The sequence below is a fragment of the Pseudomonas sp. genome, assembly GCF_041601375.1.
Lineage (GTDB): Bacteria > Pseudomonadota > Gammaproteobacteria > Pseudomonadales > Pseudomonadaceae > Aquipseudomonas.
Genome location: NZ_JBFIIG010000002.1, coordinates 19393 through 34519 on the forward strand (window position 1 = coordinate 19393; position 15127 = coordinate 34519).

The following is a 15127-nucleotide window of genomic DNA, read 5'->3' on the forward strand; positions in this document are numbered from 1 at the left end:
GAGGGTTTTTGGCCCCATTCCCGTTAACCCTGGCCGCGGCGCCGATGCTGTGCCAGCGCCCACTCGACATGCTCGCGCACCAGCGCCGAGGGGTGGTCGCGGCGGGCTTGCAGCGCCTCGAGCACCGGGATGCTCGAGGGGGCATTGCCCAGGCCGACGGCCAGGTTGCGCAGCCAGCGCTCGTAGCCGGCACGGCGCAGTGGCGAGCCTTCGGTGCGGCTGAGGAACTCCTCTTCGCTCCAGCGGAACAGTGCGGCCAGCTCGGCGTTGTCCAAGTGATGGCGTGGCTGAAAGTCGCCCTGCTCGGTAGGGCGGGCGAAACGGTTCCACGGGCAGACCAGTTGGCAGTCGTCGCAGCCGAACACGCGGTTGCCGATCGGCGCACGCAGCTCCTCGGGGATCGCGCCTTTCAATTCGATGGTCAGGTAGGAAATGCAGCGTCGCGCATCCAGCACGTAAGGGCCGACAAAGGCCCCGGTCGGGCAGATGTCCAGGCACGCGGTGCAGCGCCCACAATGTTCGCTGGCGTGCGGCGCATCGACCGGCAGGGGCAGGTCGACGAACAGCTCGCCAAGGAAGAAGTAGCTGCCGGCGCCGCGGTTGAGCACCAGGGTATTCTTGCCGATCCAGCCGAGTCCGGCCTGTTCGGCGATGGCCTTTTCCAGTACCGGCGCGCTGTCGACGAAGGCGCGGTAGCCGAACGGGCCGATCTGCTGCTGGATGCGCTCGGCCAGTTGTTGCAGGCGCTTGCGGATCAGCTTGTGGTAATCGCGGCCCAGGGCGTAGCGCGATACATAGGCTTTCTCCGGTTCGCCCAGGCGCTGGGCCATCTGCGTGTCACCGGGCAGGTAGTCCATGCGCAGCGAGACCACGCGCAAGGTGCCGGGCACCAGTTGCTCGGGGTGCGAGCGTTTGCTGCCGTGGGCGGCCATGTAGTCCATCTCGCCCTGGTAGCCGGCGTCCAGCCAGCGTTGCAGGTGCGCCTCGTGCTCGCTCAGCTCCAGCCCGGCAATGCCGACCTGTTGAAAGCCCAGCTCGCGACCCCAATTCTTGATCGACTGGGCGAGGGCGGTGAGGTCGAGTGCGACAGTTGTCATATGGGGCGGGTAACCGGGGCGGAGGTAGGTATAATTCTGCCAGACATCGGAGCCGACGCATGCCGCAATCGCCAGACAATCTTCCCCTCGCCTTATACAGCGCCACCCAGGTGCGCGAGCTGGATGCGCGCCTGATCGCCGCCGGTACCCCGGGCTTCGAGCTGATGAGCCGCGCCGCCCATGCCATCTGGCGGGCGCTGCGCCGTCGTTGGCCGGACGCCGGGACGCTGACGGTGCTGGCCGGGCGCGGCAACAATGCCGGCGACGGCTACCTGGTGGCGGCCCTGGCGCTGCGGGCCGGCTGGCAGGTGCGGCTGCTGGCGCTGGGCGATCCGCTGCAGCTGCAGGGCGATGCGGCGCAGGCGCGCGACGAGGCGCAGGCCGCCGGCGTGACGATCCAGTCCTGGAGTGAGTGCGCCGAGCTGAGCGGGGTGGTGGTCGATGCGCTGCTCGGCACCGGCCTCAGCGGTGCGGTGCGCGAACCCTATGCCCAGGCGATTGGCCTGCTCAACGCCAGCGGCCTGCCGGTCCTGGCGGTGGATATTCCCTCGGGTCTGTGTGCCGACAGCGGTCAGGTGCTGGGCGTGGCCGTGCGTGCGCAGCTGACGGTGACCCTGATCGGCCTGAAGCTGGGGTTGTTCACCGGAGTGGCAGCGGATTGGGTGGGCGAGCTGGTCTTCGCTGACCTGCAGGCCGAGCCGGCGCTGGTCGCTGCGCAGGCTTGCGTGGCGCAGCGTCTGGACGGAACCAATGTGCCGCGCTTGCCGGCGCGGCCGCGCACGGTGCACAAGGGGCAATTGGGCCATGTGTTGGTGGTCGGCGGCGATCGCGGCTTGGCCGGCGCCGCCCTGTTGGCAGCGCAGAGCGCTTTGCGCAGCGGTGCCGGGATGGTTTCCCTGGCGACCCGCGGTGAGCACCTGGCGGCGGCGCAGGCGCGCGTGCCCGAGGTGATGAGCGCCGCCGTGGCCTCGGCCAATCAACTGCGGGCCTTGGGCGCCGCGGCCAGCGTCTGGGTGGTCGGGCCGGGCCTGGGGCAGGGAGCCTGGGGGCGCAGCCTGCTGTCGCTGGCGGCGATCACCGAGGCGCCGCAGGTGTGGGACGCCGACGCCTTGAACCTGCTGGCCGCGGCGGCGGTCAAGATGCCGGCTGGTGGCGTGATCACCCCGCATCCGGGCGAAGCCGCGCGCCTGCTGGGTATCAGTGCCGCCGAGGTACAGGCCGATCGTCCGGCGGCGGCGCGGGCCCTGGCCCGGTGCTACCAGACGGTGTGCGTGCTCAAGGGCGCGGGTAGCCTGGTGGCGGATCCTGACGGGCAGCTGTTGCTCTGCGATCGCGGTCACCCGGCCATGGCCGGCGCCGGCCTGGGCGATGTGCTGGCCGGCCTGGTCGGCGCGCTGCTGGCCCAAGGCTTGCCGGCGATGGCGGCGGCCAGTCTGGCGGTCTGGCTGCATGCGCGTGCCGGCGAGCGTCTGGCCGAACAGGGCTGTGGGTTGGCGGCGAGCGATCTGTGCGCCGCCATTCGTCAATTGTTGCAGGAGCAGTCGGTTTGTCCGAGTTAGAGCTGTATGCCGCCGATGAGGCGGCGATGTTGACCCTGGGTGCGCGTATTGCCGCGGTCAGTGGCGGGTGTGGGGTGATCTATCTGCATGGCGACCTGGGGGCGGGGAAGACCACCCTGTCGCGCGGGATCATTCGCGGCCTGGGCCATGCCGGGGCGGTCAAGAGTCCGACCTTCACCCTGGTCGAGCCATACGAGATCGGTGCGATCCGGGTGTTCCATTTCGACCTGTATCGCCTGGTCGACCCGGAGGAACTGGAGTACCTGGGGATACGCGACTACTTCGAGGGCGATGCCTTGTGCCTGGTCGAGTGGCCGGAGCGTGGCGCAGGCGTTTTGCCAAAGGCCGACATGGACATTACCATTACCGCGCAAGCGTCCGGCCGCTGCCTGCATCTGCGGGCGCAAGGCGAACGTGGCAAAACCTGGTGTGCCACTTTGGCTTCCGGGGCATGATCAAAACAAAATGGGGTCGGGTATGCGCATAGGCGCGCGTTTCATCGCGGTTGGAGTGGTGCTGGCGGCGCTGGCTGTCGAGGTTTTTGCCGCTTCGGATGTGCGCAGCGTCAGGCTGTGGCGTGCGCCGGACAACACGCGCCTGGTGTTCGACCTGTCCGGTCCGGTGCAGCACAGTGTCTTTACCCTCACGGCGCCGAACCGCATCGTCATCGATGTCAGTGGCGCCAAGCTGGCGACCGGCTTCGATAACCTGGCGCTGAGCAATACGCCGATTACCGGCGTGCGTTCGGCGCAACGCACGGCCGACGAGTTGCGCGTGGTGATCGACCTGTCGGCGCAGGTCACGCCGAAGAGCTTCGTCCTGGCGCCCAATCAGCAATACGGCCATCGCCTGGTGGTCGATCTGTTCGATCAGGCGGCGGGTGCTGCTCCCGGCCTGCCCGTGACTCAGGTGGCCAGTGCGCCAGTGGTGCCGGTCACGCCGACCCGGGTGCCGGCGAAATTGACCCCGCTGCCCAGCGGCAAGCGCGATATCGTCATCGCCATCGATGCCGGTCACGGCGGCGAAGACCCGGGCGCTCTGTCGCCGGTCAAGGGCCAGTTCGAGAAGCACGTGACCCTGGCTATCGCCAAGGAACTGCAGCGCCAGATCAACGCCGAGAAAGGCTTTCGCGGCGAGTTGGTGCGCACCGGCGACTATTTCATCCCGTTGCGCAAACGCACCGACATCGCGCGCAAGAAGGGCGCCGATCTGTTCGTCTCGATTCATGCCGATGCGGCGCCGCGGGCGGCGGCCTTTGGCGCCTCGGTGTATGCCCTGTCGGATCGCGGCGCCACCTCGGAGACTGCGCGCTGGCTGGCCGACTCGGAGAACCAGTCGGACCTGATTGGCGGCGCCGGCAATGTCAGCCTGGACGATAAGGACCGCATGCTGGCCGGGGTGTTGCTGGATTTGTCGATGACCGCGTCGCTGTCGTCCAGCCTGAATGTCGGCAACAAGGTATTGAGCAATATGGGGCGCATCACCCCGCTGCATAAGCGGCGGGTCGAGCAGGCCGGTTTCATGGTGCTCAAGTCGCCGGACATGCCGTCGATCCTGGTCGAGACCGGGTTCATCTCCAACCCCCAGGAAGCCCGCAAGCTGGCCAGTGCGGGCCACCAGCAGGCGCTGGCACGCTCCATCGTGACCGGGGTGCGCCAGTTCTTCCAACAGAACCCGCCACCCGGCAGCTACCTCGCCTGGCAGCGCGATAACGGCAAGATCGTCCAGGGTCCGCGCGAACACGTGGTCAGCTCCGGCGAGAGCCTGGCGTTGATCGCCCTGCGTTATCAGGTCAGTCTCGGCGCCCTGCGCAGCGCCAATTCGCTGCGCTCCGACGTGATCAAGGTCGGCCAGGTCCTGCAGGTTCCGGCCACGGCGCTGGCGGTTCAGCCATGAGCGGTGATGCGCGTATCCAGCTGCTGAGCCCGCGCCTGGCCAACCAGATCGCTGCCGGTGAGGTGGTCGAGCGGCCCGCCTCGGTGATCAAGGAATTGCTCGAGAACAGCCTGGACTCCGGCGCCAAGCGTATCGAGGTGGATATCGAGCAGGGCGGGGTCAAGCTGCTGCGCGTGCGCGACGACGGCAGCGGCATCGCGGCGGACGATCTGCCGCTGGCGTTGGCCCGGCATGCCACCAGCAAGATCCGTGAGCTCGAGGACCTCGAGCAGGTCATGAGCCTGGGGTTTCGCGGCGAGGCCCTGGCCTCGATCAGCTCGGTCGCGCGCCTGACCCTGACCTCGCGCACGGCCGATGCCGCACAGGCCTGGCAGGTGGAGACCGAAGGTCGCGACATGCAGCCGCGCGTGCAGCCGGCGGCGCACCCGGTGGGCACCTCGGTGGAGGTGCGCGACCTGTTCTTCAATACCCCGGCGCGGCGCAAATTCCTCAAGACCGAAAAAACCGAATTCGATCACCTGCAGGAAGTCATCAAGCGCCTGGCGCTGGCGCGTTTCGACGTGGCCTTTCACCTGCGCCATAACGGCAAGACCGTGCTCGGCTTGCACGAGGCGCATGACGATGTCAGTCGTGCGCGGCGGGTGGCCTCGGTTTGCGGGGCGGCCTTTCTCGAACAGGCGTTGCCCATCGAGGTCGAACGCAATGGCCTGCGCCTGTGGGGCTGGGTCGGCTTGCCGACCTTCTCGCGCAGCCAGGCCGATCTGCAGCATTTCTTCGTTAACGGGCGCACGGTGCGCGACAAGCTGGTCGCCCATGCGGTGCGCCAGGCCTATCGCGACGTGCTGTTCAATGGCCGTCATCCGACCTTCGTGCTGTTTCTGGAGATCGACCCCGCGGTGGTCGATGTCAACGTGCACCCGACCAAGCACGAAGTACGCTTTCGCGACGGGCGCATGGTCCATGACTTCCTCTACGGCACCCTGCACCGCGCCCTGGGCGATGTACGTCCGGAGGATCAACTGGCCGCACCGGCAGCGGTGAGCGGCATGCTGGTGCCGACCGGGCAGGCGGCCGGCGAGTTCGGCCCGCAGGGTGAGATCGGCCTGGCCGCCAGTTTGCTCGAGCCGACGCCGCGCGAGTCGGTCTGGCGCTCGCCGGGGGCCGGTTATCAGGGGCAGCGGCCGCCAGCCGGGTCGTCGGCCGGCGAGACGCAGGGCGCCTACCGCGAGTTTTTCGCGCCGCTGGCGGCCGCGCCGGCGAGCCTGCCCGAGGCTCAGGGCGATGTGCCGCCGCTCGGTTATGCCGTCGCCCAGCTCAAGGGCGTGTATATCCTCGCCGAGAACGTGCCGGGCCTGGTGCTGGTCGACATGCATGCGGCGCACGAGCGCATCACCTATGAGCGACTGAAGGTCGCCATGGCCAGCGAGGGCCTGCGCGGCCAGCCGTTGCTGGTGCCCGAGTCGCTGGCCGTCAGTCAGCGCGAGGCCGATTGCGCCGAGGAACATGTGACCTGGTTCCAGCGTCTGGGCTTCGAGTTGCAGCGTCTGGGCCCGGAAAGCCTGGCGATCCGGCAGATCCCCGCGCTGCTCAAACAGGCCGAGGCCAATCGATTGGTCGCCGATGTGCTGGCCGATCTGCTCGAGTACGGCACCAGTGACCGGATCCAGGCGCACCTCAACGAGTTGCTTGGGACCATGGCCTGTCACGGGGCGATACGCGCCAATCGGCGCCTGACCCTGCCGGAAATGAATGCCCTGCTGCGTGACATGGAGCACACCGAGCGCAGCGGCCAGTGCAACCATGGGCGGCCGACCTGGACCCAGTTGGGCATGGATGATCTGGATAAGCTGTTCCTGCGTGGCCGGTGAAACGCGCTGGTGGTTGAACTTGTAGGGGCGGGCCGAAGCCCATGGCCGCGATTGTCCAGGTTCGCGGGCATGGGGCTGCGCGTCCGCCCGTTGCTACGAAAATGTTGCTCGGTCCCCAGTCGTAGGATGGGGCGGGCCGCGTAGGCGGCCCCCTCATCCTACAGCTCGCCCATTTTTCAGAGTCCGCCGATGCCCCAGTTGCCCCCCGCCATCTTCCTGATGGGACCCACCGCCGCCGGCAAGACCGATCTGGCCCTCGAGCTGGCGCGGGTGCTGCCGTGCGAGTTGATCAGTGTCGACTCGGCCTTGATCTATCGCGGCATGGACATCGGCACCGCCAAGCCCGATAAAGCCACCCTGGCCGAATTCCCCCATCGCCTGATCGATATCCGCGACCCGGCCGAGAGCTACTCGGCCGCCGAGTTTCGTGCCGACGCCCTGGCGGCGATGGCCGAGATCAGCGCGCGCGGGCGCATTCCGCTGCTGGTCGGCGGCACCATGCTGTATTACAAGGCGTTGCTCGAGGGGCTGGCCGATATGCCCGGCGCCGATCCGCAGGTGCGCGCCGAGCTGGAAGGGCGCGCCCAGGCCGAAGGCTGGCAGGCCCTGCACCGCGAGTTGCAGGCGGTCGATCCGGAGTCCGCGGCGCGTATCCATCCCAATGACCCGCAGCGCCTGGTTCGGGCGCTGGAGGTCTACCGCGTCAGCGGTTTGAGCATGACCGCGCACCGTCAGCGCCAGGCCGAGCAAAATCATCTGATGGGCGCATCCGCTGCGGGGCAATTCCCTTATACTGTCGCGCACCTGGCCATTGCTCCGGCGCAGCGCCAGATGCTGCATGCGCGAATTGCGCAACGATTCCAGGCGATGTTGGAACAAGGCTTTGTCGAGGAGGTCGAAGGCCTGCGCCAGAGAAGTGACCTGCATCCGCGATTGCCGTCTATACGAGCGGTGGGCTATCGCCAGGTGTGGGATTATCTCGAGGGTAATCTGAGCGAGGCGCAGATGCGCGAGCGTGGCATCATCGCCACGCGGCAGCTGGCCAAAAGACAGTTTACCTGGTTGCGCAGCTGGGCCGATGTGCACTGGCTGGATAGCTTGGCTTGTGACAATTTGCCGCGCGCCTTGAAATACCTGGCAGCGGACTCCATATTGACCTGAGACCTTGCCATTGGCCGTCTATCCTTGGGGGTATGGCGGCCTGAAGTTGTTTATTGTCTTACTAAAACTATTAATTATTGATTTTTCAAAGGAGTGCGACACATGTCAAAAGGGCATTCGCTACAAGACCCTTACCTGAATACCCTGCGTAAGGAACGCGTCCCGGTTTCCATCTATCTGGTCAATGGCATCAAGCTGCAAGGTCAGATCGAATCCTTCGACCAGTTCGTGATTTTGCTGAAAAACACTGTCAGCCAGATGGTCTACAAGCATGCTATCTCCACTGTGGTGCCCAGCCGCCCAGTGCGTTTGCCGAGCGTTTCCGAGGCTGAGCTGGCCGAAGCCGAGCCGGGCAACGCCTGATTTAGGAGGTCGTATTGTTCTTCGAGCGCCATGAAGGGGGTGAGCGGGCCGTCCTGGTTCATCTGGACGGTCAAGACTCCGCGGCGCGTGAAGATCCGCAAGAGTTTCAGGAGCTGGCCATCTCGGCCGGGGCCGATGCGGTGGCCTTCCTTAGCGTGCCGAGTAGCCGGCTGACGGCAAAATACCTGATTGGCAGTGGCAAGGTCGCGGAGTTGCGCGATCAGGTCAAGGTGCTCGAGGCCGATCTGGTGATCTTCAATCACGTCCTCACGCCCAGTCAGGAGCGCAACCTCGAGCGGGTTTTCGAGTGCCGGGTGCTGGATCGAACCGGGCTGATTCTCGATATTTTCGCTCAGCGCGCGCGCACTCACGAAGGCAAGCTGCAGGTCGAGCTGGCCCAGCTGGATCACCTGAGCACCCGGCTGGTGCGTGGCTGGACCCACCTGGAGCGGCAGAAGGGCGGTATCGGTCTGCGCGGTCCGGGTGAGACTCAGCTGGAAACCGACCGGCGTCTGTTGCGGGTGCGCATTCGCCAGATCAAGCAGAAGCTGGAGAAGGTGCGCAGCCAGCGCGAGCAGGCCCGGCGAGGGCGCAGACGCGCGGATATCCCTTCGGTGTCTTTGGTCGGCTATACCAACGCCGGCAAGTCGACCCTGTTCAATAACCTGACCGAATCCGATGTCTACGCTGCCGATCAGTTGTTCGCCACCCTGGACCCGACTCTGCGGCGCTTGGAGCTGGACGATCTGGGGCCGGTGGTGTTGGCCGATACCGTGGGCTTTATCCGTCACCTGCCGCATAAACTGGTCGAAGCCTTCCGGGCGACCCTGGAGGAGTCGAGCAACTCAGACCTGCTCCTGCATGTGATCGATGCGCATGAGCCTGAGCGCGATCAGCAGATCGAGCAGGTCATGGCGGTGTTGGGTGAGATCGGTGCGCACGAGTTGCCGCTGCTCGAGGTATACAACAAGCTTGATCTGCTCGAGGGGGTCGAGCCGCAAATTCAGCGCGACGCCGACGGCAAGCCGCAGCGGGTCTGGTTGTCTGCCCGTGACGGGCGTGGTCTGCCTTTGTTGAAGCAGGCCATTGCCGAGTTGTTGGGCGATGACCTGTTTATCGCTACATTGCAGTTGCCGCAGGGCCTGGCGCGGCTGCGCGCGCAATTTTTTGCCCTGGGTGCGGTGCAAAGCGAGGAGCATGCCGAGGATGGCAGCAGTCTGCTGGCAGTACGCCTGCCGCGGGTCGAGTTGAATCGGCTGGTCACCCGGGCAGGTTTGAAACCATTGGAATTTATCGAGCAACACACTTTGCAATAAAGCCTGCGTCAGTGGCTTTGCCGCTGGCGGCTGGCATTCGGTAGCATTGGTCGGCGCGCCGTGGGCGCGTCTTTGCTTTATTAGATGGAGAGCGCTATGGCTTGGAATGAGCCGGGTGGCAACTCGAACAATCAGGATCCTTGGGGCGGCCGCAAAGGCGGTGATCGCAAGGGGCCGCCGGATCTCGACGAGGCCTTCCGCAAGCTGCAGGAAAGCCTCAACGGGCTGTTCGGTGGCGGTAAGAAACGTGGCGGTGATGACGGTGCTGGCAGGGGCGGTGGTTTCGGTCTGCTATTCGTCGGCTTGGCCGTGCTCGCGGCCGTTTGGCTGTATAGCGCGATCTACGTGATCGATGAGCAGGAACAGGCCGTAGTGCTGCGTTTCGGCAAGTACCACGAGACCGTAGGGCCGGGCCTGAACATCTACTTCCCGCCGATCGATCGCAAGTTCCAGGAGAACGTCACCCGCGAGCGTGCCTACAGCAAGCAGGGGCAGATGCTCACCGAGGACGAGAACATCATCGAGGTGCCGCTGACCGTGCAGTACAAGATCAGCAACCTGCAGGATTTCGTGCTCAACGTCGATCAGCCCGAGGTCAGCTTGCAGCATGCGACCGACAGCGCGGTACGCCACGTGGTTGGCTCCACCGAGATGGATCAGGTGCTGACCGAAGGTCGTGAGCTGATGGCCAGCGAGGTCAAGGATCGTTTGCAGCGCTTCCTCGATACTTATCGCACCGGCATCAATGTCACTCAGGTCAACCTGCAGAGTGCGGCGGCGCCGCGCGAAGTGCAGGACGCCTTCGATGACGTGATCCGTGCCCGTGAAGACGAGCAGCGCGAGAAGAACCTGGCGGAAACCTATGCCAACGGCGTGGTGCCGGAGGCCCGTGGTCAAGCCCAGCGCTTGATCGAAGATGCCAGCGGTTACCGTGATGAAGTGGTTTCCCGCGCAACGGGTGAGGCGGATCGCTTTACCGCGTTGGTGGCCGAGTACCGCAAGGCGCCGGAAGTCACGCGTGAGCGTTTGTACCTGGACACCATGCAGGAACTGATGAGCAATACCAGCAAGGTGCTGGTGACCGGCGACAAGGGGCAGAACAACCTGCTCTATCTGCCGCTGGATAAAATGATCGACGGTCGTAGCAGCGCTGGAGCCAGTGCCGTGTCGGGTGCAGGGGCCGCCGAACTGGGGGCGCGCACGAGCAGTAATCCGGGTCAGGTTGAGCTGCGTACAAGGGAGAGCCGCTGATGAGCAATAAATCGCTGATCGCCCTGATTGTCGGCGTAGTCCTGGCGCTGGTTGCCTGGAACAGCTTCTATATCGTGGCGCAAACCGAGCGTGCGGTGCTGCTGCAGTTCGGTCGAATCGTCCAGCCGGACGTGCAGCCGGGTTTGCATGTGAAGATTCCTTACGTCAATCAGGTGCGCAAGTTCGATGCACGCCTGCTGACCCTGGATGCTTCCAGCTCGCGTTTCCTCACCCTGGAAAAGAAAGCGCTGATGGTCGACGCCTTCGCCAAGTGGCGGGTACTCGATGCCGAGCAATACTACACTGCGACTTCCGGCATCAAGCAGATCGCCGACGAGCGTCTGGCGCGGCGCCTGGAGGCTTCGCTGCGTGACCAGTTCGGTAAGCGCACGCTGCACGAGTCGGTGTCCGGCGAGCGTGATGCACTGATGGCGGACGTTACGGCTTCGCTCAACCGTGCGGCGCAGCGTGAGCTGGGTATTGAGGTGGTGGATGTGCGGGTCAAGGCCATCGACCTGCCGAAAGAGGTCAACCGCAGCGTGTTCGATCGCATGAGTTCCGAGCGTCAGCGTGAGGCTCGCGAGCATCGGGCCAAGGGTAAGGAGCTGGCCGAAGGTATTCGGGCCGATGCCGATCGTCAGCGCCGCGTGCTGCTGGCCGATGCCTATCGCCAGGCCGAAGAGCTGCGCGGTGATGGCGATGCCCAGGCGGCGGCCATCTACTCCAAGGCGTATGGCCAGGACCAGGAGTTCTACTCGTTCTATCGCAGCCTGAGGGCTTACCGCGAGAGCTTCGCGGATAAGCGTGATGTGCTGGTGCTTGATCCGAGCAGTGACTTCTTCCGCTATCTGGAAAAGTCCAAGCCCTGAGGCAGCTGCAGGCTGCAAGTAGGCGCTGGATGCTTACTTGCAGCCTGAAGCTTGTGGCTTGCGGCTTTGCGCGTGTTATCATTGGGCAGCCGGGAAAATCCCGGCTTTTTTGCGTCTGTGGGTCTCATGTGGCAGGAATTGGGCATTGCGTTTTGTCTATTGCTGGTTCTGGAAGGCATCCTGCCCTTCCTCTGCCCGCGCCATTGGCGTGAGGCAGTCGCACAGCTTGCACGGCTGTCGGATCGACGACTGCGACTGATGGGGCTGGCCAGCATGTTGCTGGGTACAGCTCTCCTTTATCTGCTTCACTGAAGGCTTGTGCCGCCCGGTTCAAGAGGGGAATGGCGAAATGGCAACGGTAGACCGCTGGCTACTGCCAGATGGCATCGAAGAAGTACTGCCGCCGGAAGCGGCGCGCATCGAAGTCGCGCGCCGTCAGGTGCTGGATCTGTTCCAGCGCTGGGGCTATGAATTCGTGGTGACGCCGCATATCGAATACCTGGAATCGCTGCTGACCGGCGCGGGCCGGGATCTGGATCTGCGCACCTTCAAGGTGACCGACCCGCTGTCGGGTCGGCAGATGGGCTTTCGTGCCGATATCACGCCGCAAGTGGCGCGGATCGACGCGCACACCCTGCGCCGCGAAGGGCCGAGCCGGCTGTGCTATGCAGGCAGCGTGGTGCATGCGCAGCCGCGGGCATTGACCACCTCGCGCAGCCCGATTCAGTTGGGTGCCGAGTTGTATGGCGATGCCAGTCCGGCCAGTGATGTAGAGGTCATCAGCCTGCTGGTGGATACCCTGGAGCTGGCACAGGTGCCCGATATTCATATGGATCTCGGTCATGTCGGGATCTACCGTGGCCTGGCGCGTGCCGCCGGCTTGTCTGGCGAGGTCGAGCAGCAGCTGTTCGATGCGCTGCAGCGCAAGGCCATGGATGAGATTGTGCTGCTGACCGAGGCCCTGCCGGCTGCGCTATGCAAGATGTTGCGCGCCCTGGCCGAGCTCTGCGGCGGTCGGGAAGTGCTTGACCTGGCGCAGGCGTGCCTGGTCGAGGCGCCGGATGATGTGCATGCGGCGCTGGATGACTTGCTGGCGATTGCCGATGCGTTGAGCCTGCGCTATCCGGAGTTGCCGTTGTACTTCGATCTGGGTGAGTTGCGCGGCTATCGCTATCACACCGGCGTGGTCTTTGCGGCCTTCGTGCCGGGTGTCGGTCAGTCGATAGCCCAGGGCGGTCGCTATGACGATATCGGCGCGGATTTCGGTCGGGCGCGTCCGGCGACGGGGTTCTCCACCGATCTGAAGACCCTGGTCAGTCTTGGGCAGATGCCGCTCGGTGAGCTGCCGGCGGGCATCTGGGCGCCGGACCAGCATGATCTGTACCTGTGGCGTGCGGTGCAGCGCCTGCGCGGTGAGGGCGAGCGCGTGGTGCAGGCGCTGCCTGGGCAGGCTTTGGCCGATGCTCACGAGGTGGGCTGTGATCGTCAATTATTGCTGAGTGATGGCCGCTGGCAGGTAATGCCGTTGGTCGATTGAGCTGATCCAGGTTGGTCAGGTGCTGGCGCTATCCCGCTGCGGGTCGTTCACACTGATCATCTTGGTGGGCTGCCCAGGCGGGCCGTCCTGACAGGCCGTCCAAACTGGTCGTCCCCAACAAATTGTTTCCGTCGGCTGTGGTCGGCATCAAGCTTGCGCGAAGAGGACAAGTTTTATGGGTAAGAATGTCGTAGTCCTGGGCACTCAGTGGGGTGATGAGGGCAAGGGCAAGATCGTCGACCTGCTCACCGAACAGGCGGCAGCTGTCGTGCGCTACCAGGGTGGCCATAATGCCGGTCATACCTTGGTGATCGACGGCGAAAAAACCGTACTGCACCTGATCCCCTCGGGCATCCTGCGCGAGAATGTCCAGTGCCTGATCGGCAATGGCGTGGTGGTTGCCCCTGACGCGCTGATGCGCGAAATCATCAAGCTGGAAGAAAAGGGCGTGCCGGTACGCGAGCGTCTGCGTATCAGCCCCTCTTGCCCGCTGATCCTGCCCTATCACGTGGCCCTGGATCAGGCGCGCGAGAAGGCCCGTGGCGATCTCAAGATCGGTACCACCGGTCGCGGCATCGGTCCGGCATACGAAGACAAGGTGGCGCGTCGCGGTCTGCGTATCGGCGACCTGTTCCACCGCGAGCGTTTCGCCGCCAAGCTGGGCGAGTTGCTGGACTACCACAACTTCGTGCTGCAGAACTATTACAAGGAGCCGGCCGTCGATTTCCAGAAGACTCTGGACGAGTGCATGGAATACGCCGAGCTGCTCAAGCCGATGATGGCCGATGTGACCGCCGTGTTGCATGAGATGCGTCGCGAATCCAAGGACATCATGTTCGAGGGTGCCCAGGGTTCGCTACTGGACATCGACCACGGTACCTACCCCTACGTCACCAGTTCCAATACCACCGCCGGCGGTATTGCCACCGGTTCGGGTTTCGGTCCGATGTACCTGGATTACATCCTCGGCATCACCAAGGCCTATACCACGCGCGTTGGTGCGGGGCCGTTCCCGACCGAGCTGTTCGATGAAACCGGTGCTTTTCTTGCCAGGCGCGGCCATGAGTTCGGTTCCACCACCGGGCGTGCCCGTCGTTGCGGCTGGTTCGATGCGGTGATCCTGCGTCGCGCCATCGAGATCAACAGCATTTCCGGTCTGTGCCTGACCAAGCTCGATGTGCTCGATGGTCTCGAGGCCATTCGGATCTGCGTCGGTTACAAGGATCAGTACGGCGAGGTGCTGGTCGATGCGCCGACCGATGCCGACAGCTATCTGGGTCTGCAGCCGGTGTATGAAGAGCTGCCGGGCTGGAGCGAGTCGACCCTGGGCGCCAAGACCCTGGACGAATTGCCGGCCAGTGCGCGTGCCTACATCAAGCGCGTGGAAGAGTTGGTTGGTGCGCCGGTCGACATCATCTCCACGGGCCCGGATCGCAACGAGACCATCGTGCTGCGTCACCCGTTCGCCTGAGAGCTTGTGAAAAAACTCGCGCCTACTGCGACCGCCCCCTGGCGTCCGCTGCTGGTGTTGCGTTAAGCGAAAAGCAGGGTCATTTAGCTCACTAAACTCCCCTGTTTTTCTCATAGCGCGCCTTGCCGCGAACAGCGGGAGACGCTCTCGCTACGGCGCTCGATATTTTCACAGCCTCTGATTGTCGTGAGCTGTACAGCAACGGGTCGCCATGGGCGGCCCTTTGTCGTTTGAGGCGATGGCTTCAGTTTTCTATTTTGCGGCCGATCATTGCTTACAAGCTGTTCTGATTTGAAAAAGGAGTGGAGCCTTGTCCGCCATGTTCGCATTGCTGCACAGCCGTTTGTTGCGTCCGGTATTCATTGCCCTGGGCGTGGCCATGCTGGTGCAGGTATTCCTGGCCGTGTGGTTGACCCGCACCACTGTAGATGACCTGGTTGCCGACCTGGCGACGCGCCTGGAGGCCGATAGCCAGCGCCTGGGTGGCGAGCTGGGCACTGCCGAGCGTGAGGTGGTGCAGAGCTTGGCCGCGCTCTCGGCCAATACCCGGGAGAGCCTCGCCGCGGCGTTATCCGGGCGACTCAAGGCCGAGCAGGAGCAGTTGCGCGGCGTGCTCGAGGAGAATCTCAAGCAGTCGGGCAGCGCCATGGCGCAGTTGCTGGCCGGTGTCGCCCCCAAGGCCATCTGGGATGACGATTCGCCGGCGCTGACCGCGTTCACGCGCATCGTCCAGCGCGAT

13 protein-coding genes are annotated in these 15127 nt (G+C 64.5%); 12 read left to right on the top strand and 1 reads right to left on the bottom strand.

Annotated elements, in window-relative coordinates; genetic code table 11:
• Positions 1 to 23: 23 nt before the first annotated feature.
• The gene (queG, locus tag ABZE94_RS00565; protein WP_372873593.1) at positions 24 to 1097 is read right to left on the bottom strand and encodes a tRNA epoxyqueuosine(34) reductase QueG; all 1074 of its coding nucleotides are present in this window, start codon (positions 1095 to 1097) and stop codon (positions 24 to 26) included.
• 59 nt (positions 1098 to 1156) lie between these two features.
• Here queG and ABZE94_RS00570 point away from each other — a divergent pair, with 59 nt between their 5' ends.
• From ABZE94_RS00570 to ABZE94_RS00625, 12 genes are all read left to right on the top strand, one after another.
• Positions 1157 to 2656: an NAD(P)H-hydrate dehydratase gene (locus tag ABZE94_RS00570; RefSeq protein ID WP_372873594.1), complete on the top strand. Its 1500-nt coding sequence runs from the start codon at positions 1157 to 1159 to the stop codon at positions 2654 to 2656.
• Positions 2644 to 3111: a tRNA (adenosine(37)-N6)-threonylcarbamoyltransferase complex ATPase subunit type 1 TsaE gene (gene tsaE / locus ABZE94_RS00575; protein ID WP_372873595.1), complete on the top strand. Its 468-nt coding sequence runs from the start codon at positions 2644 to 2646 to the stop codon at positions 3109 to 3111. Before ABZE94_RS00570 ends, tsaE begins: the two co-directional genes overlap by 13 nt.
• Before the next feature lie 10 nt (positions 3112 to 3121).
• Positions 3122 to 4552, top strand: coding sequence for an N-acetylmuramoyl-L-alanine amidase (locus ABZE94_RS00580; RefSeq protein ID WP_372873596.1), 1431 nt, complete (start codon positions 3122 to 3124; stop codon positions 4550 to 4552).
• A complete protein-coding gene (gene mutL / locus ABZE94_RS00585; protein ID WP_372873597.1) occupies positions 4549 to 6420 on the top strand; it encodes a DNA mismatch repair endonuclease MutL in 1872 nt (623 codons plus the stop codon). The genes ABZE94_RS00580 and mutL overlap by 4 nt, the downstream gene beginning before the upstream one ends.
• A 189-nt stretch (positions 6421 to 6609) precedes the next feature.
• Entirely contained in the window at positions 6610 to 7581 is a 972-nt protein-coding gene (miaA, locus tag ABZE94_RS00590; RefSeq protein WP_372873598.1) for a tRNA (adenosine(37)-N6)-dimethylallyltransferase MiaA, read from the top strand.
• 102 nt (positions 7582 to 7683) lie between these two features.
• Entirely contained in the window at positions 7684 to 7944 is a 261-nt protein-coding gene (gene hfq, locus ABZE94_RS00595; RefSeq protein ID WP_305256397.1) for an RNA chaperone Hfq, read from the top strand.
• Between the two features lie 14 nt (positions 7945 to 7958).
• On the top strand, positions 7959 to 9260 hold the full coding sequence (gene hflX, locus ABZE94_RS00600) for a ribosome rescue GTPase HflX (protein ID WP_372873599.1): 1302 nt from the start codon (positions 7959 to 7961) through the stop codon (positions 9258 to 9260).
• A 96-nt stretch (positions 9261 to 9356) separates the two neighbouring features.
• The gene (gene hflK / locus ABZE94_RS00605; RefSeq protein WP_372873600.1) at positions 9357 to 10511 is read left to right on the top strand and encodes an FtsH protease activity modulator HflK; all 1155 of its coding nucleotides are present in this window, start codon (positions 9357 to 9359) and stop codon (positions 10509 to 10511) included.
• Positions 10511 to 11380, top strand: a complete 870-nt coding sequence (gene hflC, locus ABZE94_RS00610; RefSeq protein WP_372873601.1) for a protease modulator HflC — start codon at positions 10511 to 10513, stop codon at positions 11378 to 11380. The genes hflK and hflC overlap by 1 nt, the downstream gene beginning before the upstream one ends.
• Positions 11381 to 11506: 126 nt before the next feature.
• A complete protein-coding gene (locus ABZE94_RS00615) occupies positions 11507 to 11692 on the top strand; it encodes a DUF2065 domain-containing protein (protein WP_372873602.1) in 186 nt (61 codons plus the stop codon).
• 37 nt (positions 11693 to 11729) lie between these two features.
• Positions 11730 to 12917 carry an ATP phosphoribosyltransferase regulatory subunit gene (locus ABZE94_RS00620; RefSeq protein WP_372873603.1) on the top strand — a complete coding sequence of 396 codons (1188 nt, stop codon included), beginning with the start codon at positions 11730 to 11732 and terminating at the stop codon, positions 12915 to 12917.
• Positions 12918 to 13092: 175 nt separating this feature from the next.
• Positions 13093 to 14388, top strand: a complete 1296-nt coding sequence (locus ABZE94_RS00625) for an adenylosuccinate synthase (RefSeq protein WP_372873604.1) — start codon at positions 13093 to 13095, stop codon at positions 14386 to 14388.
• Positions 14389 to 15127 lie beyond the last annotated feature (739 nt).